Genomic DNA, 25280 nt, shown 5'->3' with positions numbered 1-25280 from the left:
TTTACTCCTAAAGTGATATGAGAACTTTCACGTATATTGAAAATGCTTTTTTTAATGACTCAATACGAAGCCGTTCGTTTGGCTCATGTACGTTTGTTTTGTCGCCGGAAAAAGTAGGGCCAAATGCAACACCATTCTGTAACGAACGAGCATAAGAGGCCGCTCGCTTACTAAAACAGTGTGCTTCAACACCCATAACATCCAAGTAGGCTTTTTCCATTGATCGGATAAGTGAACTTTCGGGAGAGAGGTAAGATAGAGGTAAGTACTGATGTTCAGTCCAATTCACTTCATACTGTTTAGACAATAATTGAAGTTGGGATCGAATCGACTCAATCGTCAGGCCTTTAGGATACCGAAAGTCAAAATCCACACTAAATGTTTGTTGATCCATATTGATGGCTGAGACACAACAGGTTGTCGAACCCATCTCATCGTCAATATGATTTAAACCTAACTTTGACCCATTCGATGATGCTGCAAATAGATCATCTAACAGTGAGATTAAATTTTTGGCGTTATGGTCTAAATACTCAACCCCACGCAATACGTTAACCATTTTATCCATACAATTTGACGTATTTTGTGGATTTCGGGATTTCTCCCATGGCGTTTTTAAACTTACCGAGACCGTATTATCTAAAGTGTGCATATCAATAACACCGTTCGGAAATAGTTTGGCCACGTCCTCGGCCATACTGCCTGCAAGAATCAACTCTAACTTGTGACAGGTGGATGTTCTGTCACGTTCGCTAGTAATGCTTATGATTCTGCATAATGCTTCTTCACTAGGCTTGCTACACTGCCCAGAGAATGAAGAGTATAAGATGCCAGATTCTCCGTTAACGATTGGGAAGTCGCCATCGGGAGAAAATGCATAATCAGGTTGGGGCTGTGTCTTGAAGTAATGCTCGATACATTCCCAAGTGGTCTCTTCAGCACCACCAACAATAATTCTGATTTTTTTGTCTAGCGGTAACTGCTGCTCTTTAAACAACTTAAGCAGATATAAACTAGCAATCAGAGGACCTTTATTGTCTGTGGTTCCTCGACCATAAATGAAGCCCTGTTTTTCTACTACTTGATACGGAGGAGTGTTCCATAGGGAGTGATCCTCAGCGGAAACTACATCAATATGGTGAAGTATGGCGATCTCTTGCTCACCCTCTCCATAACTAATATCAATAGCATAGCCATTATGGTCTTCAACCTGAAAACCCATCGCTGAAGCCATCGCAATCAGTTTGTCGAATGCTTGACGAATGGGTTTTCCAAATGGGGCCAAGTCACAACGAGTAGACTCTTCTCGTACCGAAGCAACGGCGACAAGAGTGGAAATATCGTTAACAATATTGTCTCTATTCTTTTCAAAATAGTGTTGACTCAATTGTGTGAATTCATCCATAACCATCATCTACTCATTATGCTCGTTAATCTGTGTCATTACTCAGTCACAGAAACCCATTCCACACCGTTGTCATCAGAAAAAGCCATAAAATCTGCTTTTCGATGAGCAAAAATGCCGTTTTCAACAACACCCGGAATGGTATTAAGTTGCCACTCCAAGTCGGCGCTATTACCAAATGGTAAACCTGATGTGTCTAAGATGATATTACCATTATCCGTCACACAATCCGCACGCTGTACAGGGTTACCACCAAGTTGTTGCAAGGCTTCAACAGCTGATGCACGACCTGCTGGAAGAACCTCAATTGGCAGAGGGAATGTACCCAGTTTCTCAACCTTACGGCCTTGATCTGCGATGGTAATAAACACGTTAGATTGCGTGGCTAGAATTTTCTCTCTAGCCAATGCTGCACCACCACCTTTAATCGTCGCACCTTCCATTGTTCCTTCATCAATACCATCGATGTAGAAGTCAACAGAACTGCACTCAGATAAAGGCTGTTCATTAAGAGCCAAAGCTTGTATCGCTTTGCTTGAACGCTCCGAACTTGAAACGCAATAAGCAAAATCCGCTCGACTCTCTACTAACAAGGTTAAGAACACTTCCACCGTGGCTCCGGTACCCACACCAATGACACTCGATGGGGTTAAGTGATCAAGCAAATAGTCTAATGCCACTGTGGCGGACTTTTCGCGTAAACACGTCGTGGTTACATTAGAAAAATAGTGTGATTTAGCCATTATTTTTATCCAATACTGCCTGCGCTTTAGATACAACATTATCAACGGTAAAGCCGTATAGTTCGAACAGTTGATCCGCCGGAGCAGACTCACCAAAAGTGGTCATTGCCACGATGTCACCATCCAAACCAACGTACTTGTACCAGTAATCTTTAATGCCTGCTTCAATCGCCAAACGACAATGTACGCCAGAAGGTAATACCGACTCTTTATATTCTGCGCTCTGCTTATCAAAGGCATCAGTACAAGGCATAGAAACCACTCTCACCTCAATACCTTTCTCAGCGAGTACTTGTTTCGCTTGCATCGCTAAGTTCACTTCAGAACCTGTGGCGATAATAATAAGCTCAGGTTCACCACCACAGTCAGATAGAACATATCCCCCTCGGGCAACGTTACTTAATGTCTGTTGATCTCGGCCGAACTGAGGCAGATTTTGACGAGAGAAAATAAGCGATGTCGGGCCATCTACGCGCTCTACAGCGTATTTCCAAGCAACCGCGGTTTCTACTTGGTCACAAGGTCGCCATGTGCTCATGTTTGGCGTTAGTCGTAGTGAAGAGATTTGCTCAATAGGCTGATGCGTTGGGCCATCTTCACCGAGTCCGATGGAGTCATGAGTGTAAACAAAGATGGCTCTTTGCTTCATCAAAGACGCCATACGCAAAGCATTTTTTGCGTACTCCATGAACATCAGGAATGTTCCGCCGTAAGGGATAAACCCACCATGCAACGCCATACCATTCATCATTGCTGACATCGCGAACTCACGTACACCATAGCTAAGGTAATTACCTGATGCATCAGCAGTAGTAATCGCTTTTGAGCCGGTCCAGTTAGTTAAGTTGGACGGTGTTAAATCTGCAGAGCCACCAAAAAACTCAGGAAGCATAGGTGCAAAAGCTTCTAAAGCATTTTGCGACGCTTTTCTGCTAGCAATGTTTTGTGGATTTTGTTGTAAATCAGCAATCACTTTTTCACTGATGCTTGACCACTCTTCCGGTAACGATTTATTGGTTCGGCGGGTAAACTCTTTTGCTAACTCAGGGAATGCTTGTTGATAAGCGGTAAACAGCTCTTGCCATTCGCTTTCAGATTGCGCCCCTTGTTCCTTAGCATCCCACTCGCTGTATACCTCAGCAGGAATTTCAAATTCGGCATGCGGCCATTCTAGCTGCTGACGAACCAACTTAACTTCATCTGCCCCTAGCGGAGCTCCGTGACAGTCATGGCTGCCTGATTTATTTGGAGAGCCATAACCAATCACTGTTTTACAACAGATCAAGGTAGGTCGATTTTCATCTAGCTTAGCCGTTGCAATAGCTTCAGATATCGCATTAGCGTCATGGCCATCTACGTTGGCAAGTACTTGCCAACCGTACGCTTCAAATCGTTTAGGGGTATCGTCAGAGAACCAACCATCTACTTCGCCGTCGATAGAGATACCGTTGTCATCCCAAAAGGCGATCAGTTTACCTAAACCTAGTGTTCCTGCGAGTGAGCAAGCTTCATGCGAAATACCTTCCATCATGCAACCATCACCCATAAAGACATAAGTATGGTGATCAACAATGTTGTAGGTTTCGCGGTTAAACTGCTCAGCCAGAACCTTCTCAGCCAATGCCATACCAACACCGTTGGTAATACCTTGGCCTAGTGGACCTGTTGTTGTTTCAATACCCGGAGCATAACCATACTCAGGATGACCCGCTGTTTTGCTGTGCAGTTGACGGAAAGATTTAATATCATCAATGGAGAGCTCATAACCGGACAGATGCAATAAGCTGTAAATCAGCATTGAGCCGTGACCATTAGATAAGATAAATCTATCTCTGTTAGGCCATTCAGGATTAGTTGGATTGTGCTTTAAGAAATCACGCCATAATACTTCAGCGATATCTGCCATTCCCATAGGAGCGCCAGGGTGACCAGAAGCGGCTTTTTCAACCGCATCCATGCTCAGTACGCGAATAGCATTGGCTAATTTAGAACGATTCATCATGATAACTCCTACAGACGATCAGCGATCATGGCTTCAAGCTTGCCCTGATCCACAGCGAAGTTACGAATGCCTTCTGACAGTTTTTCTGTTGCCATAGGGTCTTGATTCATCTGCCAGCGGAATTCTGGCTCAGTCATTGCCGCAGGTGCTGCGAGAATGTTCTCGCGTTTGCCGTCCAACTTAAGATCCACTTGACCTTCGGACTCAGCTAGTTGGTCTAGTAGTGCCGGACCTATGGTCAAACGGTCACAACCAGCTAACGCTAGTACTTCATCAATGTTACGGAAGCTTGCACCCATCACCACGGTTTGGTAACCATGATCTTTGTAATAATTGTAGATTTCGCTTACCGATACCACGCCAGGATCTTGATCCGCTGGGTAAGATTTGTTTTCTGTATTTGCACAGTACCAGTCAAGAATTCGTCCAACAAATGGCGAAATTAAAAACACGCCGGCTTCTGCACACGCTTTTGCTTGAGCGAAATTAAACAGTAAAGTTAAGTTACAGTTAATGCCTTCTTTCTCTAACTCTTTTGCTGCACAAATCCCTTCCCACGTTGCCGCAAGTTTAATCAGAATACGGTCATTGCTGATGCCAGCTTTGTTGTACATAGCAATCAATTTACGTGCTTTGGTAAGGCTTTGCTCTTTATCAAATGATAAACGCGCGTCCACTTCTGTTGAAATTCGACCCGGTACTAGCTTTAAAATTTCTAACCCAATGTTTACTGCCAACTTGTCTGCTGCATCGATAACTTGTTGTTCTGGCTTGTCACTCTGTTCTTTAGCCCATCCTACTGCTTGTTCAATAAGATGATCATACTGAGGCATCTCTGCCGCTTTTAGTACCAAAGAAGGGTTAGTTGTTGCATCTTCTGGTGTAAAAGCTGAAATAGCATCAATGTCACCGGTATCAGCGACGACGGTTGTATATGCTTTAAGCTGTTGCAGTTTGTTCATTTTTTTCTCTCGTTAAATTCTGTTACTAGTTCCGTCAACGTTAGCTCAGCCATTGAGCCTAATACTTTATCCGCCGCAGAAAGATCTAAATGGCGAGTTAAGAAGTTGCTGACTGCTACTGTGGTAATTTTCGCGGACTTCGCTGCCGTAATTCCCGCGGGTGAATCTTCGAATGCTAGAGCGCGATCGGCATCGATTCCTAACTGATTAAGTGCTTCAATATAGACATCAGGTTGCGGTTTTCTTCTTTGCAGCTCAATTTGATCCGCACCTACAAAGCAATCAAAAAAACCACACAACCCTAAGCGATCCAGTATTGGTAGGTAGTGCTCTTCTTCGGAGCTGGTCGCTAATGCAATCTTCCAGCCTTGCTGTTTGGCAAAAGTAAGGTAATCTCGAACCCCTTCTCTCGCCTCTGATTGCGCAATAAGTTGATAGGCTTTATCTAAAAGCAATGCGGTAATGTCTTGATCCGATATGTCACTCGCCGTTGCTTGACGATACGATGCATAAAGATCGGTAGCTGGCACTGAATTTCCAACCAGGCCAGCTACCATAAGCGGCGACACCTCAATATTGTATGGTGACAACAGAGCTTCCCAGGCTCTAAACATACAAGTTTCGGTATCGACTACAAGGCCATCAAAATCAAAGATCAATCCTTGAATATCCGTGTTCAAAAGCCCCTCTCTACCTGACTCATTGATCTCTGGATAATCGACGTTCACTCTGCTTTTCATGGCTTGATCCTATGATTGAATCTGACTAGGCAAAACTGGCTTTTAACATTGCTTGCATCTCTATCCCACTTGTTGTCGGAAGATCAAAAGCAAAAATAGGCAGAAGCGCATCAAGTTCTTGTTCTGTCACACCAACCTGACTCAAGCTGGTCTCTAAACCAAATGATTGCAGGAATTGCGAAACATAACCGGAGAGTGATTCTGCTTTCTCTTCAACGCTGCCAGTGGCACCAAATAGTTCCGCTACTTTGGCGAAACGCTCTGGTTGTTTACGCCATTGCTCAGATAGATACGCAGGGTAGACCACCGCTAGAGTAAGCCCGTGAGGCAATTGTGTTTTAACGCTGCCTAGTATTTCACCCATTGGATGCGGTGCTCCGGCACCACCATTCGCTAGTGAGATACCAGCATAAGTGTCTGCCATTGCCAGTTTGTTGCGACCTTCTATGTCTGCACCATTTTCAACAACAGCAGGCAGTGTCTCGACGATAAGCTTCATCGCTTGCAGAGCCATGCTATCGACAAATGGAGACGGTCTATTGCCCACGAATGACTCAAAGGCATGAGAAAATGCGTCGAATCCGGTCATAGCCGTCATTCTGGCTGGCAGTGTTAGCATTAATTCAGGATCGATAATGGCTTGTTTTGGAAAGAATGATGGGTGAAATAACGTCAGCTTTGCGTGCTGTTCAGTGTCAGTAATCACTGCCGCATGAGTGACTTGCGACCCTGTTCCCGATGTTGTCGGTACGGCGATTAAAGGCAGAACATCTGCTGGTAACGTTTTAATCTCACCAAATGGCTTATCAAAATTTTCAAACCAAAATGACCACTCGATCTGGTCGAGATTAGTCGCGGCTGAAATGATTTTTGCAGTATCTATCGAGGATCCTCCCCCGATAGCTAATACCACATCACACTGTGCCTCTCTCGCCATCTTGCACCCAGCTTCAACGACTTCTGTAGGAGGGTTAGGAACAACACCATCAAAATGCGTTATCTCTATCCCTTGCTGAGTTAAGTTGTGAAAGATGCCATCATAAGCTGGTTTTACAGCCGAAAATACAGGTTCAGAGACAACAAGGCATCGGCTTCCCCACTGAGCAACAACTTGGCCAATGTTATTAATTTCTCCTGCACCAAAATGCAAAATGGTAGGTTGATGATGATTAAATCCTGTCATGTTCTTTCCTGTTTTTTTAACGCTAATCCAGCTGGTTGTTACAACAGTTAGAATTAGCGTTGATGATTGTGTACAAATCAATGACCCTATAGGTCAGTAACTAGGGTCTGTTGATCTTTCGAGAACAAATTTTGTTCAATCTGAAAGCGGTTTGAGCAAGGCATGAGGAGAGCAGCATAGTTATTCTATGTAAACGACTCATAACACAGCTCAAGGCGTTTTCAGATGAACCCTTCGGGCAGCGTTTGTTGCAAAAATAGTCGCGAAAGATCAACAGACCCTAATAAGAGAATTAAGCACCTTGCTCAGCGGCTACTTTCTCTTCTGCTTCGTCCAGTGCTGCACGGAAATCACGAACACCCGCAGTAATGCCATCTTCATGGCCAAAGATATTGGTTGATGCAACCATTACATCGATATCTTCTTTTAGCAGTGGCTCAAGGTTGTAGTTACGAATGCCGCCGTCAACACACAACTCACAATCAGGGTTGCGCTCATTGATCAACTCTCTTGCTTCACGAATCATAGTGATCGCTGATTCACGCCATAACCACTCATCATTATTTACACCGTGGATAACTAAATGCAGTCTGTCCAAGTAGTAGATCGCTTCTTTGATGAATGAAACTGGCGTAAAGCAACCAACGGTTAGACCAAATTTCATGTTGTAGTCACGGCAATACTTCATCATGTAAGCAAGAGGAGCACCGATAAAGTGTTCAGCTGGAAGAATCAGCATATCCGCACCCGCAGCTGCAATTTTCTCAACGAATAGGCGATCACAATCTTTAAAGTATGCGTGTACTTCAATCGGCTTCTTAGTATATGGACGAATGCCTTCAACGATTTGGTGACCACCCATCAATTGCAGGTTTTTCAAGTCATGCATATCTGCCGCATCACAGTGGATATAATCCGCACCAGCATCTGACACTTCTTTCACAACATCAGCGATGTGGCCATAATCAACATGCGCTAGACCCGCTGCAATTTTTACTTTTTTCATGGTATTTCCTTAATAATTAATAGGATGGTTGATACGTTCTGGTGTTCTCTAGCGTGATATAGCGTAGATACTGACCAATGCCACAACCGTTGTTATCTGTAACAATAAGATTTGCTTTTCGTTTAAGAGACGGGCTGGCGTTTTTCATCGCCACTGGCTCTCCAACAGCATCAAACATAGATATGTCGTTGTCACCGTCACCAAAAGCAACAACTTGGGTAGCCGGTATGGCGATTTGCTGTAGCCAAATCCCAACAGCTCTACCTTTAGATGCCTGTACTGAAGTAATATCGAGTTTATTTGGTGTAGAAAGATCTGCCTGAAGATGCTGCTGTAAGCCATCTCTTAATGAGCAGAGTTGTGCTTTGTCATCACTAAATGCCAGTACTTTATAAACATCACCGACTTGCGTGAGCAATTCCGTTAAATCTGCAATCACTTCAATTGAAATATCAGCCTGTACTGCAGAGGCTTTCTCTCTCAAGTAGTTAAGGTGGTTTGATTCAGCGTAGGAAAAAACGCCGCGACTAGAGTAGATGGTGAATCCTACCTTCTTTGCATCAAGGTCTTGCAACAAAAGACACAACAGATCAATCTCAATAGGGTGAGAATCAATCACTTGCTCTTTGATAGGGTCATAGACATAAGCACCGTTACAACATATAAGCGGCTCTGTAATACCTAATGATGTTGCATAAGGCTGCATTAGAGTGTGAGGCCTGCCACTGGCTAGAGCAATTTTGTAGCCATCATCAATCGCAGAACGAATAGCAATCGTATTCACTTCATTAATTTGATCGTCATCGCTTAGCAGTGTTCCATCTAAGTCAAATACAAATGCTTGGTAGTCCATCTCATTCCGCCCTCTTAGTGACCTGTTATTGATATTAAATGGTCACAAGGCGTCATGTAAAGTCAAATCACTCCACGAATGACACTTAATGTGTCATTAATCACACTTTTATCGCCAAAAAGATTCATAATAAGTCAAAAAACAAATATATTTGCCAAAAAAGTCAAAAGAGGTCAAAATAGGTCAAGAATTTTCATAGGTGTCAGGTTTAATAGATGAACGAAGTACAGCGCCAAGAAACGCTACTGGATTATTTAAGCAGTAATCAATTTATATCTACTTCTGAATATGTAGATATGCTCAATATTTCTTTATCTACTGCTCGTAGAGACATAACTAAACTTGCAGGTGAAGGCCGGTTAATAAAGTTACGTAATGGTGCGCGTTCTAGTGATGATAAGAGCACGTTTGAATCTCATACTCCAACGACATTTATTCCGCTTATTACTGATATTGAAAATTACTCAGCTAAAAAAAGAATTGCTCAAGCAGCAGCAGGATTATGCGATGAGCAAGATAGTATTGTGGTCAGTGGCAGTAACACCACGTTTCTCATGAGTGAGTTTCTTGCCAATAGGGATATTCAGGTAATCACTAACTTCATGCCTTTGGCTTATCAGCTTATTCAGCAAGGGCACCAAAATATTATTATTTTGGGAGGGCAATACATCGGTGAGCGACAAATTACCATTTCACCAGATAAAGAAGCCGCTGATGATCTAAAAAGTCGATTTGTCTTTTTTACAGGAACAGGTATATCCAACGCCGGAGTTCATACATCGGATCTCTTAGTGTATATGGCAGAGCGAAAACTACTGCAGTATGGCGATAGGCTGGTGGCTGTGGCAGAAGGCTCTAAAATAGGTAAACATGGAGGAAAGTTATTGGTACCAACTGAACAGTTGGACACATTAATTACTGACTCAAGCGCAGATCCAGATGTGCTCAATGCTCTAAAAGAGAAAGGCGTTAAGATCATTATTACTCAGTAGAAGTTATGACGTTATTTTTAGTCTGTTAAGGTTTACCCCTAAGCTTCTGTAGATTAAAACCTATCCCTCAATCACTAAATTGCAGCTGAACAGGCTGCTTTTTTGATCCCGCTTGAGAACCGTTTCTCAAATTCCAAATATAAGCAGGCGCAGAACTGGCACATTCATCACAAACAATGTGCAACTCTTCTCCTTCATTTCCCCATACCGGCTTTAGTAATTCATAGGACAATTTTTCAGAGCCGCAAAAAGGACAGGCTTTATTTCTCATGATTCAATCCCAAAAATGAAAGTACACCAAATAACATTAACAAGGCATCCATTTGAGTTAAATAAAACGCCGTTTTATACCGTACGGTTTATTTTAACGAGATCGAACATAATCGCAAGAGTAATGTGTGATTCAAACAATATATACTCAAGTGACCTTTTTCTGTCTCACTAAACAAAAAAAGCCCCTCGAAGAAGAGGGGCAAAGTACCATCGCTAGTTATTATAGTTAGATGCCAGTAAACTCGTTAAGGTGACGAAGTTAACCAAAGTCACCATTCACATAGCCTTGCGTTCTGTCATCTTGAGGATTGGTAAATATATGATGGGTATCATTATGCTCGACCAACTCTCCCATGAGAAAGAATGCTGTACGATCAGATATACGGCGTGCTTGCTGCATTGAGTGGGTGACTATCACAATGGTGTAGTCTTTCTTTAACTCTTCCATTAACTCTTCAATTTTGTGTGTTGCGATAGGATCCAGTGCCGATGTAGGCTCATCCATTAAGATCACGTCTGGCTCCATTGCGATAGTTCTAGCAATACACAGTCGCTGCTGTTGTCCACCAGATAGTCCGAAGGCATGTGATTTTAAACGATCTTTGACTTCGTCCCACAACGCGGCTCCACGGAGTGATTTCTCTACCACTGAATCAATATGCTTTTTGTCCTTTATGCCTTGTGCTCTTAAACCGTAAGCCACATTTTCGTAAATACTCATAGGAAACGGATTCGGTTTTTGAAAAACCATACCAACTTTGATGCGCAGATCGGCAACATCGATATTGCCATAGACATCCGTTCCATCCATCTCTAAGGTGCCGTTAATCTTTACACCTTCAATGAGATCATTCATACGATTTAAACAGCGTAGCAATGTCGATTTTCCACAACCCGACGGGCCAATTAACGCCGTGACCTGACGTGTTGGTATTGGTAAGTTAATCGACTTTAATGCTTGATTGTCACCGTAAAAAAGATCTAAGTTTTCAATATTAAATTTGTTCATATTCTTCATCTCTGCATTCTTGTTATCGTGCAACATCAGCATTAATACGTTGCGGTATTAAATCGTCTAGCAATTAATTTTGTGGTCATATTGATCAATAACACCACGACAATAAGCACGGTGGCGGTTCCATATGCTTGGTTCCACTCATCAATGGTGAACAACTCTGTGGTCAATTTATACAAATGAACCGTCAAAGTTCGACCTGAATCAAGCAATGATTCTGGCACTCGAGCCACCATACCAGCAGTTAGGAAGACCGGCGCAGACTCTCCAATAACACGACCAATACTTAAGATGATCGAGGTAATAATTCCCGGCATTGCACTTGGCAAGATTAAACGCCAGATAGTGTATATTTTTGATGACCCAAGCGCATACGACCCTTCACGATAGCTGGGTGGGACAGCCATCAACGCTTCTTCTGTCGTTCTTATGATGACAGGTAAGATCAAAATACTTAATGTCAATGCACCCGATAATATCGAGAAACCTAAGCCAAGAATGGCGACAAAAAAGGTCATACCAAACAAACCAAAAATAATCGAAGGTATGCCCGCCAGCGACTCAGTACAAAAACGAATCACCTTAACAAAGCGACTGCCGACTTTGGCATATTCAGTGAGGTAGATGGCCGTCATAATTCCAAGTGGCGCGGCAACCGCGATAGAGGCGATGACCATATAAATGGTTGCCACTATCATAGGGAAAATGCCCTTCTCTTTGCCTGTAGCCGTGTAATTGTCAGTAATAAAATTCCAGTCAACGAACTTCAGCCCGTTCGATAAAATGTACCAAATTATCCAGAATAGGAAACCCACGGTTAATCCAGCAGCCAACCAGATAAGTCCCTTTAATATCGAGTCTTTAAACTGGCGAGCTTGTTTCAACTTTACTGTGTCCATATTATCTCGCCTTCTGTCGGTTTAAATATAACAACGCGGCATTTAACATCATGATAAATACCAGCAAGACCACCCCTGTGGCGTAAAGCGCATTTGCATGGACTCCACTGGCATATGACATCTCAATAGCAATGTTCGCGGTTAAGGTACGAGCTGAATCCAAAATGCCTTCAGGCATAGCTGGAGCGTTCCCCATGACCATAATAATAGCCATCGTCTCACCTAGCGCACGACCAATGCCTAAAATCACGCCAGTCATAATACCTGAGCGAGCAGCGGGAACGAGCAACTTAAATATGGTGAAGATTTGTGAGGCACCGAGTGCTAATGAGCCTTCTTTATAAGAACGAGGAACAGCACGTATCGAGGTTTCTGAAACGGTAATGACCGTTGGTAAAATCATCACACCTAAAACAATAATTCCCGCCAGAATGGTATTCCCTGCCGGCACTGAAAAGATATTTTGAATTAGAGGAACAATAATGACTAAACCGAAGAAACCATAGACAACGGAAGGGATTCCCGCCAATAGTTCAACCGCAGGGCGAATGATATCTGCAAGTCGTTTCGGGGCGATCTCTGCAATAAAAATAGCCGTTAATACACCGATGGGAACCCCCACCAGCACAGCACCAAATGTGGAGACAATAGAAGCCACAATCATGGTATATACACCGTAAAGCGCTGGTGGCAACCAGTCTCGACCTAATACGATGTTAGAAACTCCCGCTTCTTGAAAAGCAGGAATACTCTCTTTCACTATATAGTAAGCAATGATTGATAGGGACAATATCCCTATAACAGCACTGCACAAAAATAATCCATGAAAAATACGCTCTCGCCAGTCTACGCCCCTATGGGTGCGTAAGCCGTTGGGCTTTTCCATGTTAGCTGAACTTTCACTATTCGTTGCGATGGTCATAGCAATCTCACAATTTAATATCGTGGTATTGAAAAAGCTCAGTTCTAAATAGGCGAACTGAGCAATATTTTATTGATGATTGAATTTAATCAACTGAGATGTAGCCTTTATTAGAAACCAGTTTTTGCGCTTCTTTGCTTAACATCCAGTCAAGGAATTTTTGTGTTTCCGCAGAAGGCTTACCTTCTTTGAAAAGAACAAGGAAAGGACGAGCGACTTTGTAGCTACCGTTTTTCACGTTATCCACCGTTGCAGGTGTACCATCAATGGACAAAGCGGTAACAGATGAGTCAACAGTACCTAGAGAGATGTAGCCAATAGCGTAAGGGTTTGATGCAACATTGGTTTTAAGTGCACCATTACCACTTGCAACTTGTGCTCTTGGTGATATAGCAGAGACTTTCTTACCTGAAATTTTCTTTTTCAGCTTCATGATGTCTTCAAATGCACCACGTGTACCTGAAGCCGTATCACGAGTAATCGCAACGATTGGCTTATCTTCACCACCAACGTCTTTCCAGTTCGTGATTTCACCTTTGTAGATAGCAGTTACTTGCTCTGCAGTAAGCGCTTTTAAGCTATTTTTCGGGTTAACAACAACAGCGATGCCATCACGAGCAATCACTTCTTTCTTGAGACTTGGTTCTTCCTCTGAAGACTTTAGGTTACGAGATGACATACCTAAATCAGCAGAGCCATTTTTTGCAGCTTTAACACCAGCAGATGAACCAGGGCCTTGTACTTCAATGAATACACTGCTGTTTTGCTTCATGTAAGTTTCAGCAAAAACTTCCATCAATGGTGTAACACTTGAAGAACCTACCGCTGAGATTGTTTCTTTTGCTGAAACAGGGTTTACCGCTAATGCTCCTAGCAGTGCGATAGTACCGATTACTGTCTTTTTCATTTCATTATCCTTTATGGCTTCATTGCCGACTTTGTTTACCAGACGGGATAACTTTAGAATTTATTTATGACAGTTGTGTTTCATAATATTGAATACTCTATGACAGTGGAATTATTTCTTAAAAACGGACAAAAACAAAATAAGCCATTGATTTAAAATGGCTTATTTTGTTTAAGTTTGGAGAAAGGATGAAAAGTGACTGTCACATTTATGTCATCTAATACGGCAGAGACCGTAACATCGATTCCATTATATAAAAATGCAATGGCTCATTAGCCCGCTCTTGATCCATTAGGAACAGCAGCTTCAGGCATAGCCAGAACTGGCGTCACTTTATCTTCATAACCAATGTCAAACAGCATCCCTTGAGACAACTCCCCTGCCATTTTTCTTTCTGGCAGATTTACCACAAAAAGAGCCTGTTTACCTTCTATCTCTTGAGGGTTCTCTCTCTCTTGTTTGATCCCCGCTAGAATCGAACGTTGATGATCACCAAAATCGACCATTAGCTTCATTAACTTATCCGATTTCTCTACTTCGGTAACACTTACAATGGTTCCAACTCTAATATCTAACTTAGCAAAATCATCAAATGTGATGAGATCTTTTATTGCTGCAGGTTTCATATGATCCTCTTATTTTTAATCGGTGCGGACAATTTCAGACAATCAGCGCGCTAATACCCATCGCTTCTAATCTAACTGTTCAAATTGGTCAATAGCTTGTCGGGCTTCGGCTACGGTACATTCTGTTTCAGCCACTAGCTGATTGACCGTTATATTTGGCTGGTTAAGTAAACACTCTTGCAGAGATAACTGTTTCTTGGGCAACGCCTTTTCTACTGCCTGTTTAATCCAGTAGTCGGCGATATCAATTAATCCCGCTTTAAAGTGATTCAGTTGCAGCTCCGTTCCTGACAGTTGCCAATGTCTGGAGCGCCTAATTCGTTTTAAGCGACACTCTTCCTTTAATGCCAACGCTAGTATTCGTTCTTTGTCGTCGACACGTCTTACAAAACTGTTCAGTTGAATCGAAATCATCTATAAATTTGGCATTAAACGTCTACTGTTCAGGTTGCTTGAGTATAACAAAAAGCTCTGATGATTTCTCTCAGCTCGCTTTCTGTAGCAGTCCTGCTCTAAGGTTAGGCTTACTTAGATGATTATATATCAACGCAAATACAAATAGCCCCGACTGAAACAGCACAATACATGCACTGGTTGCACCATCAATATGATAACTGATGATCACGCCACAAACGGTAGACAACAATGATACTGCTAACGCTATCAGCAACATAACTTCAAACTTATTACTTAGCATCAAGGCAATAACACCAGGCCCCACAAGCATCGCGACAACCAGAACTACACCGACCACCTGTATTGCTGCAACTGTGGTTAAAGCAATAAGAATCAGCAATAAGTAGTGTAAAAAGTTAGTGTTTAACCCCACTACTCGTGCATGGCTTTTATCAAAACAGTAAAGCAGAAGATCTTTATAGAAAAAAAGCGTCACAGCCGCTACAAGCAGGCATATAGCCGTCGTCTGCCACATCAATTCCACTGAAATACCAAGAATGTTGCCAAATAAAATATGCATTAAATGCTGATCCGTCTCTACGTGCGTAAACAAGATCAAACCGATGGCAAACATACCCGCAAACACAATACCAAGAACTGTATCCTCTTTGATTCGGCTGTGATTTTTTATATATCCAGTCAACAAGGCACTACCAAAACCTGAGATAAACGCACCAATGAACAGAGGAACAGCAAATACGTGCGCCAACACCACACCAGGCAGTACTGCATGTGAAATGGCATCTCCCATTAGAGACCAGCCTTTTAAAACCAGATAACACGATAAAAGCGCACAGACTAAACTGACGGCAAGTCCCGTCAACAGTGCATGTTGCATAAAAGCGTATTGAAGAGGTTCGATAATATAACTCATTAGCTATAACTCCCTTTCTGCCGCTGTAAAATAGGAGCTATGCGGTACTGCTTGGCTTTGATCAGGCCATATTTAGGGGCAAATAAAAATACCAAGCTAAAGCAGATCACTTGGTTCAGCACAATAAGTCCACCCGTTGAACTATCAAGAAAATAACTTAAATAAACACCGAGTAAGCTGCTAGTAAATCCTATTACCGCCGAATACCAAAGCATATAGCCAAATCGATCCGTTAACAGATAGGCCGTTGCTCCAGGAATAATGACCATAGCAATCACCAGCAGCGCTCCCACGGCCTGCAGCGAAGCGACAGTACTGGCACTCAATAAAATAAAGAAAATTCCTTTATAGCCATTCACGTTCAGCCCCGTTGCCGATGCCTGATTCTCATCAAAAAACACCAGCAGCAATGGTTTCCAGATAAAACTCAACGTTAACAAGGTCACCACGGATATAGCCACAATTTGATACAGCTCATTCGAGCTGATCATCAAAACATTGCCAAAGATAACCGACTGAATATTGATTGATGTGGGGTTTAAAGAGATGATCAATAGGCCTAACGCGAAAAAGCTAGTAAACACCAAGCCTATAATGGCATCCTCTTTTAAATGAGAGAGCTTATTGATAATAGCCATGCTGCCCGCAGCCAGAAAGCCTGCAAAAAAAGCCCCCACCGAAAGTGGTAAGCCTATGCTATACGCCACCGCGACACCGGGAACAACAGAATGAGAAAGTGCATCACCAATTAATGACCAACCTTTAAGCACCAGATAACTTGATAGCAAGGCACAGACCGTTCCAACAAGCGCACTCACAAACATCGCATTGCGCATATACTCATAATGAAAGGGTTCAATCAGATAATCCATTCTCTTTACCCCTGTTGATCTTGAGGTTCTTTAATTAACTGAGCGTGTTGCTTTTCTTTACCATAAAATACCGCAGGTTTATCATGATCCGACAATATAACAACCGTTCGATCATCATCATCTTTATGCAGCGTTTTTCCTGAAATCCCTACCTGAGTTAACTCTCCTCCAAAGGTAGATTCCAAATTTTTTTGCGTATAGGTCGACGCTATACTGCCGCTGGCGATAACCGTTTTATTGATTAATATGACCTCATCGCAGTAGTCTGGAACCCGACCTAAGTTATGAGTGGATACTAAGATCAAATGGCCTTGATCTCTTAAGGATTGAAGCAAGTCCATAATGCTCGCTTCCGTAGTAAAGTCGACCCCGGTAAAAGGCTCATCCAATAAAATTATTTTACTCTGCTGGCTCAGAGCTCTGGCGAGAAAGACGCGTTTTTTCTGTCCACCAGAGAGTTCACCTATCTGCCTCTCTGACAGATGAGCAATCGCCATTTTTTCCATCGCCTGCTGTACCATGTTTTTATCTTGCTGGCTTGGACGTTTTAATATGCCCATATAGCCATAACGTCCCTGCATAACGACGTCTTTAACCAAAATAGGAAAGTCCCAATCGATATCTTCACTTTGCGGTACATAAGCAACTAGGTTAGATTTCAACGCCTGATGAACCGGCATTCCGGACAAAAGTATTCCCCCAGTACTCAGTTTCACTTGCCCCATAATACTTTTGAAAAGCGTAGATTTGCCACCACCGTTTATACCCACCAACGCGCATATGCTTCCTGCCGAGAGTGAAAAGTCAACGTTCTCTATGGCGGTGAAGCTATTGTTATACACAACACTCACCTCTTTTGCCTCAATACTCACTTGAGAATTAATCACTGTTCTAACCCTCGCATGATGGTATCCGTCGTCACTTTCAGCATATCGAGATAAGTCGGCACAGGGCCATTGCTGTCTGATAACGAATCAACAAATAGTACTCCGCCATAGGTAATACCGGTTTCTTTCGCAACCTGCTTGGCGGCACGGTCCGAAATGGTACTTTCACTAAAAATTACCGGCATAGCATGAGTATTGATCTTATCAATCAGTTTTTTTACTTGTTTCGGCGAGCCCTGCTGTTCGGCATTAATCGGCCATAGATAAGCTTCTGACAGACCAAAATCCCGGGCTAAGTAGCTAAATGCACCTTCACTAGTGACCAGCCATCTTTTTTCGTCTGGTAATGACGAAAAACCTTGTTTAACGAGCAGAGATAACTGAGAGATTCGGGCTGAATAATCCCGCGCATTCCGGTTGTATGTATCAGCATTATTCGGATCGATATCAACCAGCGCCTTTCTGATGTTTTCCACATAAATTAACCCATTGTCTGCCGACATCCATGCATGTGGATTCGGTTTACCTTGGTAAGGGCCAGAGTAGATAGATAACGGCGAGATGCCCTCAGTGACAGTAACAGAGGGAATATGTGACATATTTTGGAAAAACTTCTTAAACCATCGCTCCAAATTCATACCATTCCACAAAATCAGATCGGCAGATTGAGCTTTAACAATGTCTTTGGGTGTCGGTTGATAATCATGAATCTCTGCACCAGCTTTCGTGATTGAGACAACATCAGCTGCATCACCCGCGACATTTTGGGCAATATCCTGAATAATGGTAAAAGTAGTCACCACCTTAATTTTTGCATTCGCTGAATATGAGACCAATGCAATCAGTAAAATGAACCCGTGGATAAATCGAGATAGAGTGTTCATATTGGTTCGCTAGTAGTTATTTACCTCTTAATACTAGATGATAATAATTATCATTTGCAAGTAGTTTCTGTAAATATTGCCTCTTATTGACAATCACGGCGGCTATACCAAGGGAGGCAAACAAACCGTTGAGCATAAAATGATGAATTTAACCGCAAACTTAATACAGACTAGTTCTGCAGAAGATCTGTCATATCACCGGCATTGAGAGGCCTATAAAACCAATAGCCTTGTGCAATTTCACAGCCTAGTTGTTCACAAAATCTAGCCTGATCTAATGTTTCAATACCTTCGGCAACCATTTGAAAATTCAATTTTTTTCCAACATCAGTAATGGCTTCAATAATAATTCGATTCTCTCGGCTATTGGCGGGACCAGAAATAAATGAACGATCTATTTTTAAGTGCGTTGCCGGAAACGTGGTTAAATAGCTAAGCGACGAATAACCGGTGCCAAAGTCATCGATGGATATTTCTGTTCCTCGTGCTCTAAGCTCGTTTAAACGCGCCAGTAACTCGTCGTTGGCTTTCAACAATGTATGTTCCGTTATTTCAATACCGATGTCTTTTTCTGATAAGTCGAAAAATTCTAGCGTTTCATAAAACAGGTCGAAAAAATCACTGTTTACGAGTTGCTTACTTGAAACATTAATATCGACTTTTATCTGATGATAACCCTGCTTTCTCCAAACCGAAAGTTGTCTACACGCCTCTTTAAGCACCCAGTTACCGATCAATATAATCAAATCGGATCGTTCAGCAATCGGGATAAATACCGCAGGGGAAGCACTCTCTAATGTAGGAGAACGATGCCAACGTAACAGAGCTTCACAGGCTGTCACTTTATTGTCTAACAGATCCACTTTGGGTTGATAAACTAACTCGAATCCCCCTGCCACCAGCGACTCTTTTAGTTGATTAGCCACCTCTCGCTCAAACAGCATGCGGTCATTCATCTCTTTATTAAAAAACAGAAATCGATTTCGACCCGCCATTTTAGCTTGGTACATAGCGGTATCTGAATGCTGTAATAGACGTTCAGTAGTAGTGGCATCATCCGGAAATATGCTGATACCGATACTGGCGGAACTATAGATATTTTGTTCCGCCACAAGGAAGCTCTTAGTAAACTGATTTAAAAGCTTATTGGCGGCCGCTTCGACATCTGCTTTATCACCAATATTTGGCAATATCACCACAAACTCATCACCACCAAATCTTGATAAGGTATCGTATTTTCTGAGCTTATTCCGAAGTCGATCTGACACTTGGATCAATAGTTGATCACCAAAAGCATGACCCATGGTGTCATTCACCTCTTTGAAGAGATCTAAATCTATAAACAAGACAGCCACTTTTTGTTCAAAGCGCTTTGCTTCAGTTATTCGCCTCTCAAGTTCTTCTTCAAGAAACCGTCGATTAGGCAGTTTGGTGAGAGTATCTGATATCGCAAGCCGTTCTAACTCAGTTACCGCCTTATGCTGTTCAGTCATATCAATATCGATACAAAACATCTCAGGCACGTCTGTCCACTCTTTGAGCATAATATGCATAGAAAAAACAGGAACGAGATAACCATTTTTATGCAGTAGCTTAAGCTCAGCAGCTGGAATAGCGTTACCATTGGTAACCCAGTCGGTATGAAACCCCACCACCGCATCCCGCATTGGTTCAGGGATAATCAACTCTTCTAAACGTTTACCTAGTGCCTCTTGTTGACTGTAACCATATAATTGTGTGCTGGCTGCATTCCAATAGATCACCTCTCTATCCACACTGTAGCCTTGTACCGCGACCTTGGATAAGCTTCCTATTAATTGTATAAATCTACGTTCGTCCTGCTCTAATAACTCTTTATCATTTTTCAATCTCTACCTTCCCGATCCAAGCTGACATTTTTATTTTGTTATTTTTTATCTTTATACAATTAAAAGTAGCAGAACTAACGGGGAAATCGATTAATTAACAGACAGGAAGGATCCTTTGTTGATCATATAAAAATTTACACTGTAAATAAAAGTGATATAGCAGTAATAAGTAAAACAATACCTAGCCATTGATACCGAACAACGGCTAGATAGGAAGCTCTAATTAAGACTCTTGATAAGTTGGATAGTCGATGTAACCTCTTTCGCTACCACCATAGAGTGTTAAACGAGCATCAGCATCAAAGTCCATCAGTGGCCAATCATTTTTAAAACGCTCGACCAAATCAGGGTTAGTCACATAAGGTGTACCGAAAGCAGCAAAGTCACAATAACCTTTTTTGATAAGATCTTGTGCATCTTCAACGGTAAGTTTACCTGCGATCATAATTGGATTCGGGTATACCTCTCGCACCTGTTTACGGAAGGATTCCGGAACATCAACATAACGTGAAATTCGCTCAGAGAAATGCACATAGGCGAGATCATTAGCCAGCATTTTTTCTAACGCTTTCAAAGTGACATCCACAATTTCAGGATCCTCTTCAGCGAACCCTTCAATCACATGAGGCGATACACGCACCGCAACTTTATCCCCCCCAATTGCGTCAGACACTGCCTGAAGGGTCTCCAGCATAAATCTCATTCGGTTCTCTTGGCTACCACCATATTGATCCTGACGTTGATTACTCTCCTTACGCATAAAAGCATCAAGCAGATAACCATGTGCAGCATGAATCTCAACACCATCAAATCCAGCTTCCATGGCGTTATTGGCGGCTTGAACAAAATCAGAAATGGTGTTTTGAATATCCATTACCGTCATCTCACGTGGGACTTCAGTTTCTACCATACCAAAGCCACCAGCAATTGGGCCAAAGACTTGATCCGCGACCTTAATGGCTGAAGCAGACACTGGTTGTTCACCCGATATAGAAGAGTGGCTTCTACGGCCAACGTGCCATAGCTGAATAAAAATCTTGCTCCCTTTATCATGAACGGCTCTGGTTACTTTTTTCCAGCCTTCAATATGTTGTTTGGTATAGATACCCGGTGTCATCGAATAACCTCGACCAACATCAGAAATAGGCGCACCTTCCGTAATGATCAATCCTGCCGTGGCTCTTTGCCCATAGTAAGTTGCCATTAAATCATTTGGTACATCACCAGGCTGACTAGTACGAGAGCGAGTCATTGGTGCCATTGCAATACGGTTTTCAACGGAGAAATCTCCGGACTTAAATGAATCAAACAACATTTTTACTGTTCTCCTATTATTTCGAATAAGTTGGATAGTCAATCAGGCCTTTTTCAGCTCCACCAAACAGTGTGCTTGGATCATGCACTGCCAGCGGGTAACCTTTTTCGATACGTTCTGGTAAATCAGGGTTTGAAACAAACGGCCGACCGAAACCGATCATATCTGCCAAACCTGAATCAATGGCGTGTAGCGCTTTGTCACCGTTATAACGACCTGCATAGATAAGTACCCCCTGATAAACTTCACGAAGTGCTTGTTTAAATGATATAGGCGTATCCGGAGCATCATCCCAGTCAACCTCAGCAATATGTAAATAAACAATATTGTGTTTATTCAGCAATGAAGCCGCAGCGGTATAAGTCTTGATAGGATTTGCGTCAACCGTCCCATTAAGCGTTGTTAATGGAGCCAAACGAACACCGACACGCTCCGCCCCAATGGCATTAACCATTGCTGCGACTACTTCATCAAGAAAACGCAGCCGGTTTTCGAGGCTACCACCGTATTCATCCGTGCGACTGTTCGCTTCAGAATCAATAAATTGGTTAATCAGATATCCATTCGCGGCATGCAGTTCAATGCCGTCAAATCCAGCTTCAATGGCATTAAGAGCGGCTTGACGATAGTCAGAAACCACCTGCTTAATCTCCTCAATTGTCATTGCGCGAGGTTCAACGACATCAACAAAACCCGGCTCATCAGTGCCGTTATCAAGGAAAACTTTAACATTTTCAGCCTTGATGGCTGATGATGAGATAGGTTGTTGGCCGCCAATGTTTTCTGGATGAGTGACACGGCCAACATGCCAAAGCTGCGCAAAAATAACTCCATCATTAGCGTGCACTGCATCTGTTACTTTTTTCCAACCAGAAATCTGTTGCGCGCTATAGATACCGGGAGTCCACGCATAACCTTTACCCATTTCTGATATTTGTGTGCCTTCAGATACGATTAGGCCTGCTGTCGCACGCTGTGCGTAATAAGCGGCCATCATTTCATTCGCAACATCTCCGGGTCGACTGGCACGAGAACGAGTCATCGGAGGCATGACAATGCGATTTTTTAGCGTGATGTTTCCTAACTGCAATGGCTGAAACAGAGATGTAGTCATAGTAAAAACCTTCTAATGTAGAGTGAAGGCATGATAACAAGTTGCTTGATGGCTATTTAGACCAGAAAATACAATTCAATTTTGCTGTAACGACAAAAATAAACAGATAAAACGGCAATTTTGATAAATGAATTTTGCGGAAAAAGTCAGTTACAGGTGGCGAATTAATCTTTAGTTATGTCGGTATAAATAACCAATAGCTTCTTCTGATACGGCGTATCAACTGAGTTCGCCCCTAACTGCTAGCGAAATTTTATCAATCTGGATTATTGCAAAATAAACCATACTCTTTTGTATAAGTGATAGTGCTTGCCTTGTCTATGCGGATGCTATTATTGTCATAAATAAACGTAATCGCTATGTAACGTAAGGAAGAAGGTATGCTTACTCGCTCCGATGAACTGGAAATCTTTGTCGCTGTTGTTGATCACGGAAGCTTTTCAGCTGCGGCAGTCGCTTTGAATGTTCAGGTTGCTAAGGTTTCTCGAGTGGTAAACAAGCTGGAGAAAAAGTTAGGAGTGACCTTACTCAATAGAACAACACGACGACTTAACCTCACAGATGAAGGTCATTACTTTGTTTCTTCTATCAGAAAGTCCCTACAAGAGATTGAACAGGTCGAAGAGTCCTTACTAATTCTAGGAGAGGCTCCAAAAGGTAAACTAAGAATTGACGCAGCAAGTCCATTTATTATCCATCAGATCATTCCTTTAGTTGAAAAATTCAAATCTGAATACCCTCAGATCACGCTGGATCTCACTTCTAATGAAGAGTTTGTCGATTTGCTTGAAAACAAAACAGACATTGCCATCAGAATCGGGAAAATGCCCGACTCCACATTAAGCGCGAGAAGCTTGGGGCACAGCCCTCTTCATATCGTCGCTTCCAAGGATTACTTGGCAAATCATGGCACCCCTAACTCGGTAGAAGAACTCAACCACCATTCACTTATTGGATTCAGTGGCCCAAAAGTGTTAAATCAGTGGGGGCTAAAAGGGTGTGAATATATAGAGCCTTCTATATCTGCCAGTAATGGCGAAGCCGTTCGCCAGTTGGCGCTCTCCGGCATTGGTATTGCTTGTTTATCGAACTTTATGGTGCATAAAGATATAGAGCAAGGAGCTCTGGTTCCGTTATTAATAACAGACAGGGTTACTATGCCAGATCGAGAACAGATAAACGCGGTTTATTATAAATCTTCATCAGTAGCTTGCAGAGTCTCGGTTTTTATAGACTTTCTCAAAAAGCATCTCAATTTATAGTGATATATAAAGTCAGCCCATGAGATAGCCGAGGGCGCATTGCCCATAAAAAACGCATGGCTTACGAATTGGTGAAGAGAAAAAAGTCAATTTAACGAAGCGGTAAAGCTAGGCAAAGTGTATTTACACTGTAAATGAACTAGCTTTGTTAAACTAAAATTATGGTAACTGCAAACCCAACTTAAACTTATGTCGATATTCACGGGGAGTGAGGCCATGATATTGCTTAAATTGACGATTAAAATTAGCCTGATTCTGGTAACCCGACTTTTGGCTGATCACCGCAATACTATCATCGGTATCAACTAACCATTGAGCAGAGTAACTTAATCTGGTTTTCTTTAGTCGTTGCGTAAAGGTTTCGCCAAAATGAAGTATAAAAAACCGGTGTACGCTACTCTGGCTCATGCACATATGATCCGCCAGTTGTGACAAGGTAAGCGGATATGCGAAATGACTATCAATAAATCTGGCAAGTTTTTCTATTTTACTTACCTCATCAGTCTCCTTAGCTGTTGGCAACATAGGCTGACTCACTAATAAAGGAACCGTACTCGTATCCTGACAAAGCAAACTCAGCAGCTCAATAAAGGCCGCTAACTGAGCCAGTTTAGCCTTACCACAATCAAGCTCACTTAAAAGTTTCACAGCTTGTTGTGCAGTCTCCTCACTAAAACGAAGCCCATAGCGAGCGCTCTTCAGCCTATCATTCAAATGTCGAAACTCTTCACAACTGAATGCCATATTGCCCAACCAATCAGCTCGAAACCAAATAAAATGACTGTTCGCTTCAACGCCATCTTTAGCGGTTTGATCATAACAATGGGAAGTTCTTGGCGGTAACAGCAATAGACAGTTACTCTCGATCACAAACTGTTGTTGGTTCAGTTGCAATACCCCTTCGGCACCAATATGCAAGGCGATCTCAAACTCACTATGATGATGATACGGCTGCTGTAACGATTGGTATTGGCAGTGTTTATAACGCCACGACATACCAGGCCGTGTTGGAACTTTATCTAAAGGGCTTTTCATCTACTTAACGATAGCAATATACGATTCATAAATGACAATATAGTACTAAAAATCCACAAATAAACAGCAGCAGATAAAATAGTACTGATCATTGACAGTAATGTACTGAATTACCGTCCGGCGCAGCGATAAAGTACGGTTAAGCAAATAGACACTATCCACCTTCTAACATGTTGGGAGTAACA

25 protein-coding genes are annotated in these 25280 nt (G+C 42.4%); 2 read left to right on the top strand and 23 right to left on the bottom strand.

From position 1 onward, the window contains the following. Positions 1-7: 7 nt before the first annotated feature. From F0227_RS11550 to F0227_RS11515, 8 genes are all read right to left on the bottom strand, one after another. Positions 8-1411, bottom strand: coding sequence for a Sapep family Mn(2+)-dependent dipeptidase (locus F0227_RS11550; protein ID WP_171753359.1), 1404 nt, complete (start codon positions 1409-1411; stop codon positions 8-10). Positions 1412-1443: 32 nt separating this feature from the next. Then, positions 1444-2148 carry a ribose-5-phosphate isomerase RpiA gene (gene rpiA, locus F0227_RS11545; protein ID WP_171753358.1) on the bottom strand — a complete coding sequence of 235 codons (705 nt, stop codon included), beginning with the start codon at positions 2146-2148 and terminating at the stop codon, positions 1444-1446. Continuing rightward, entirely contained in the window at positions 2141-4150 is a 2010-nt protein-coding gene (tkt, locus tag F0227_RS11540) for a transketolase (protein ID WP_171753357.1), read from the bottom strand. The genes rpiA and tkt overlap by 8 nt, the downstream gene beginning before the upstream one ends. Before the next feature lie 8 nt (positions 4151-4158). Further along, positions 4159-5112: a transaldolase gene (tal, locus tag F0227_RS11535; protein ID WP_171753356.1), complete on the bottom strand. Its 954-nt coding sequence runs from the start codon at positions 5110-5112 to the stop codon at positions 4159-4161. Continuing rightward, positions 5109-5852 carry an HAD family phosphatase gene (locus tag F0227_RS11530; RefSeq protein WP_171753355.1) on the bottom strand — a complete coding sequence of 248 codons (744 nt, stop codon included), beginning with the start codon at positions 5850-5852 and terminating at the stop codon, positions 5109-5111. Before F0227_RS11530 ends, tal begins: the two co-directional genes overlap by 4 nt. A gap of 25 nt (positions 5853-5877) precedes the next feature. Beyond that, entirely contained in the window at positions 5878-7035 is a 1158-nt protein-coding gene (locus F0227_RS11525) for an iron-containing alcohol dehydrogenase (RefSeq protein WP_171753354.1), read from the bottom strand. A gap of 292 nt (positions 7036-7327) precedes the next feature. Then, on the bottom strand, positions 7328-8041 hold the full coding sequence (locus F0227_RS11520; protein ID WP_171753353.1) for a pentose-5-phosphate 3-epimerase: 714 nt from the start codon (positions 8039-8041) through the stop codon (positions 7328-7330). Between the two features lie 16 nt (positions 8042-8057). Next, the gene (locus F0227_RS11515; protein ID WP_171753352.1) at positions 8058-8894 is read right to left on the bottom strand and encodes an HAD family hydrolase; all 837 of its coding nucleotides are present in this window, start codon (positions 8892-8894) and stop codon (positions 8058-8060) included. A gap of 215 nt (positions 8895-9109) precedes the next feature. On the opposite strand from F0227_RS11515, the gene ulaR reads away from it, so the two are divergent. Beyond that, complete coding sequence (gene ulaR, locus F0227_RS11510) at positions 9110-9886, top strand: HTH-type transcriptional regulator UlaR (RefSeq protein ID WP_171753351.1); 777 nt, start codon at positions 9110-9112, stop codon at positions 9884-9886. Positions 9887-9953: 67 nt separating this feature from the next. Here the strand turns inward: ulaR and F0227_RS11505 are convergent, their stop codons facing one another. The 14 genes from F0227_RS11505 to F0227_RS11440 form a co-directional block, all read right to left on the bottom strand. Beyond that, positions 9954-10157, bottom strand: a complete 204-nt coding sequence (locus F0227_RS11505; RefSeq protein WP_171753350.1) for a hypothetical protein — start codon at positions 10155-10157, stop codon at positions 9954-9956. A 261-nt stretch (positions 10158-10418) separates the two neighbouring features. After that, entirely contained in the window at positions 10419-11168 is a 750-nt protein-coding gene (pstB, locus tag F0227_RS11500) for a phosphate ABC transporter ATP-binding protein PstB (protein ID WP_216613398.1), read from the bottom strand. Positions 11169-11209: 41 nt separating this feature from the next. After that, on the bottom strand, positions 11210-12073 hold the full coding sequence (pstA, locus tag F0227_RS11495; protein ID WP_171753349.1) for a phosphate ABC transporter permease PstA: 864 nt from the start codon (positions 12071-12073) through the stop codon (positions 11210-11212). A 1-nt stretch (position 12074) separates the two neighbouring features. Then, positions 12075-12995 (bottom strand): phosphate ABC transporter permease subunit PstC, encoded by a 921-nt coding sequence (pstC, locus tag F0227_RS11490; RefSeq protein ID WP_171753348.1) that lies wholly within the window; start codon positions 12993-12995, stop codon positions 12075-12077. 85 nt (positions 12996-13080) lie between these two features. After that, positions 13081-13902, bottom strand: coding sequence for a phosphate ABC transporter substrate-binding protein (locus F0227_RS11485; RefSeq protein ID WP_171753347.1), 822 nt, complete (start codon positions 13900-13902; stop codon positions 13081-13083). Positions 13903-14174: 272 nt separating this feature from the next. Next, the gene (locus tag F0227_RS11480) at positions 14175-14528 is read right to left on the bottom strand and encodes a tRNA-binding protein (protein WP_171753346.1); all 354 of its coding nucleotides are present in this window, start codon (positions 14526-14528) and stop codon (positions 14175-14177) included. A gap of 66 nt (positions 14529-14594) precedes the next feature. Then, entirely contained in the window at positions 14595-14942 is a 348-nt protein-coding gene (locus F0227_RS11475; RefSeq protein WP_171753345.1) for a ribosome recycling factor family protein, read from the bottom strand. Positions 14943-15012: 70 nt separating this feature from the next. Further along, positions 15013-15858 carry a metal ABC transporter permease gene (locus tag F0227_RS11470; protein ID WP_171753344.1) on the bottom strand — a complete coding sequence of 282 codons (846 nt, stop codon included), beginning with the start codon at positions 15856-15858 and terminating at the stop codon, positions 15013-15015. Next, a complete protein-coding gene (locus F0227_RS11465; protein ID WP_171753343.1) occupies positions 15858-16730 on the bottom strand; it encodes a metal ABC transporter permease in 873 nt (290 codons plus the stop codon). The genes F0227_RS11470 and F0227_RS11465 overlap by 1 nt, the downstream gene beginning before the upstream one ends. A gap of 5 nt (positions 16731-16735) precedes the next feature. After that, a complete protein-coding gene (locus F0227_RS11460; RefSeq protein ID WP_171753342.1) occupies positions 16736-17617 on the bottom strand; it encodes a metal ABC transporter ATP-binding protein in 882 nt (293 codons plus the stop codon). Further along, positions 17614-18501, bottom strand: coding sequence for a metal ABC transporter substrate-binding protein (locus tag F0227_RS11455; RefSeq protein ID WP_171753341.1), 888 nt, complete (start codon positions 18499-18501; stop codon positions 17614-17616). The genes F0227_RS11460 and F0227_RS11455 overlap by 4 nt, the downstream gene beginning before the upstream one ends. A 170-nt stretch (positions 18502-18671) precedes the next feature. Beyond that, positions 18672-20369: an EAL domain-containing protein gene (locus F0227_RS11450; RefSeq protein ID WP_171753340.1), complete on the bottom strand. Its 1698-nt coding sequence runs from the start codon at positions 20367-20369 to the stop codon at positions 18672-18674. Between the two features lie 223 nt (positions 20370-20592). Then, positions 20593-21684, bottom strand: a complete 1092-nt coding sequence (locus F0227_RS11445) for an alkene reductase (RefSeq protein ID WP_171753339.1) — start codon at positions 21682-21684, stop codon at positions 20593-20595. Between the two features lie 16 nt (positions 21685-21700). Further along, the gene (locus tag F0227_RS11440; protein WP_171753338.1) at positions 21701-22798 is read right to left on the bottom strand and encodes an alkene reductase; all 1098 of its coding nucleotides are present in this window, start codon (positions 22796-22798) and stop codon (positions 21701-21703) included. A 380-nt stretch (positions 22799-23178) separates the two neighbouring features. Between F0227_RS11440 and F0227_RS11435 the strand changes: the two genes are divergently transcribed. Further along, the gene (locus tag F0227_RS11435) at positions 23179-24060 is read left to right on the top strand and encodes a LysR family transcriptional regulator (protein WP_171753337.1); all 882 of its coding nucleotides are present in this window, start codon (positions 23179-23181) and stop codon (positions 24058-24060) included. Between the two features lie 159 nt (positions 24061-24219). Here F0227_RS11435 and F0227_RS11430 read toward each other — a convergent pair whose 3' ends face one another. After that, on the bottom strand, positions 24220-25095 hold the full coding sequence (locus F0227_RS11430; protein ID WP_171753336.1) for an AraC family transcriptional regulator: 876 nt from the start codon (positions 25093-25095) through the stop codon (positions 24220-24222). Positions 25096-25280: the final 185 nt, after the last annotated feature.

The sequence above is a fragment of the Vibrio sp. 99-8-1 genome (genome assembly GCF_013114595.1).
Taxonomy (GTDB): domain Bacteria; phylum Pseudomonadota; class Gammaproteobacteria; order Enterobacterales; family Vibrionaceae; genus Vibrio.
The sequence above is the reverse complement of the archived record's forward strand: the minus strand, read 5'-3'. Positions and strand labels throughout refer to the sequence as shown.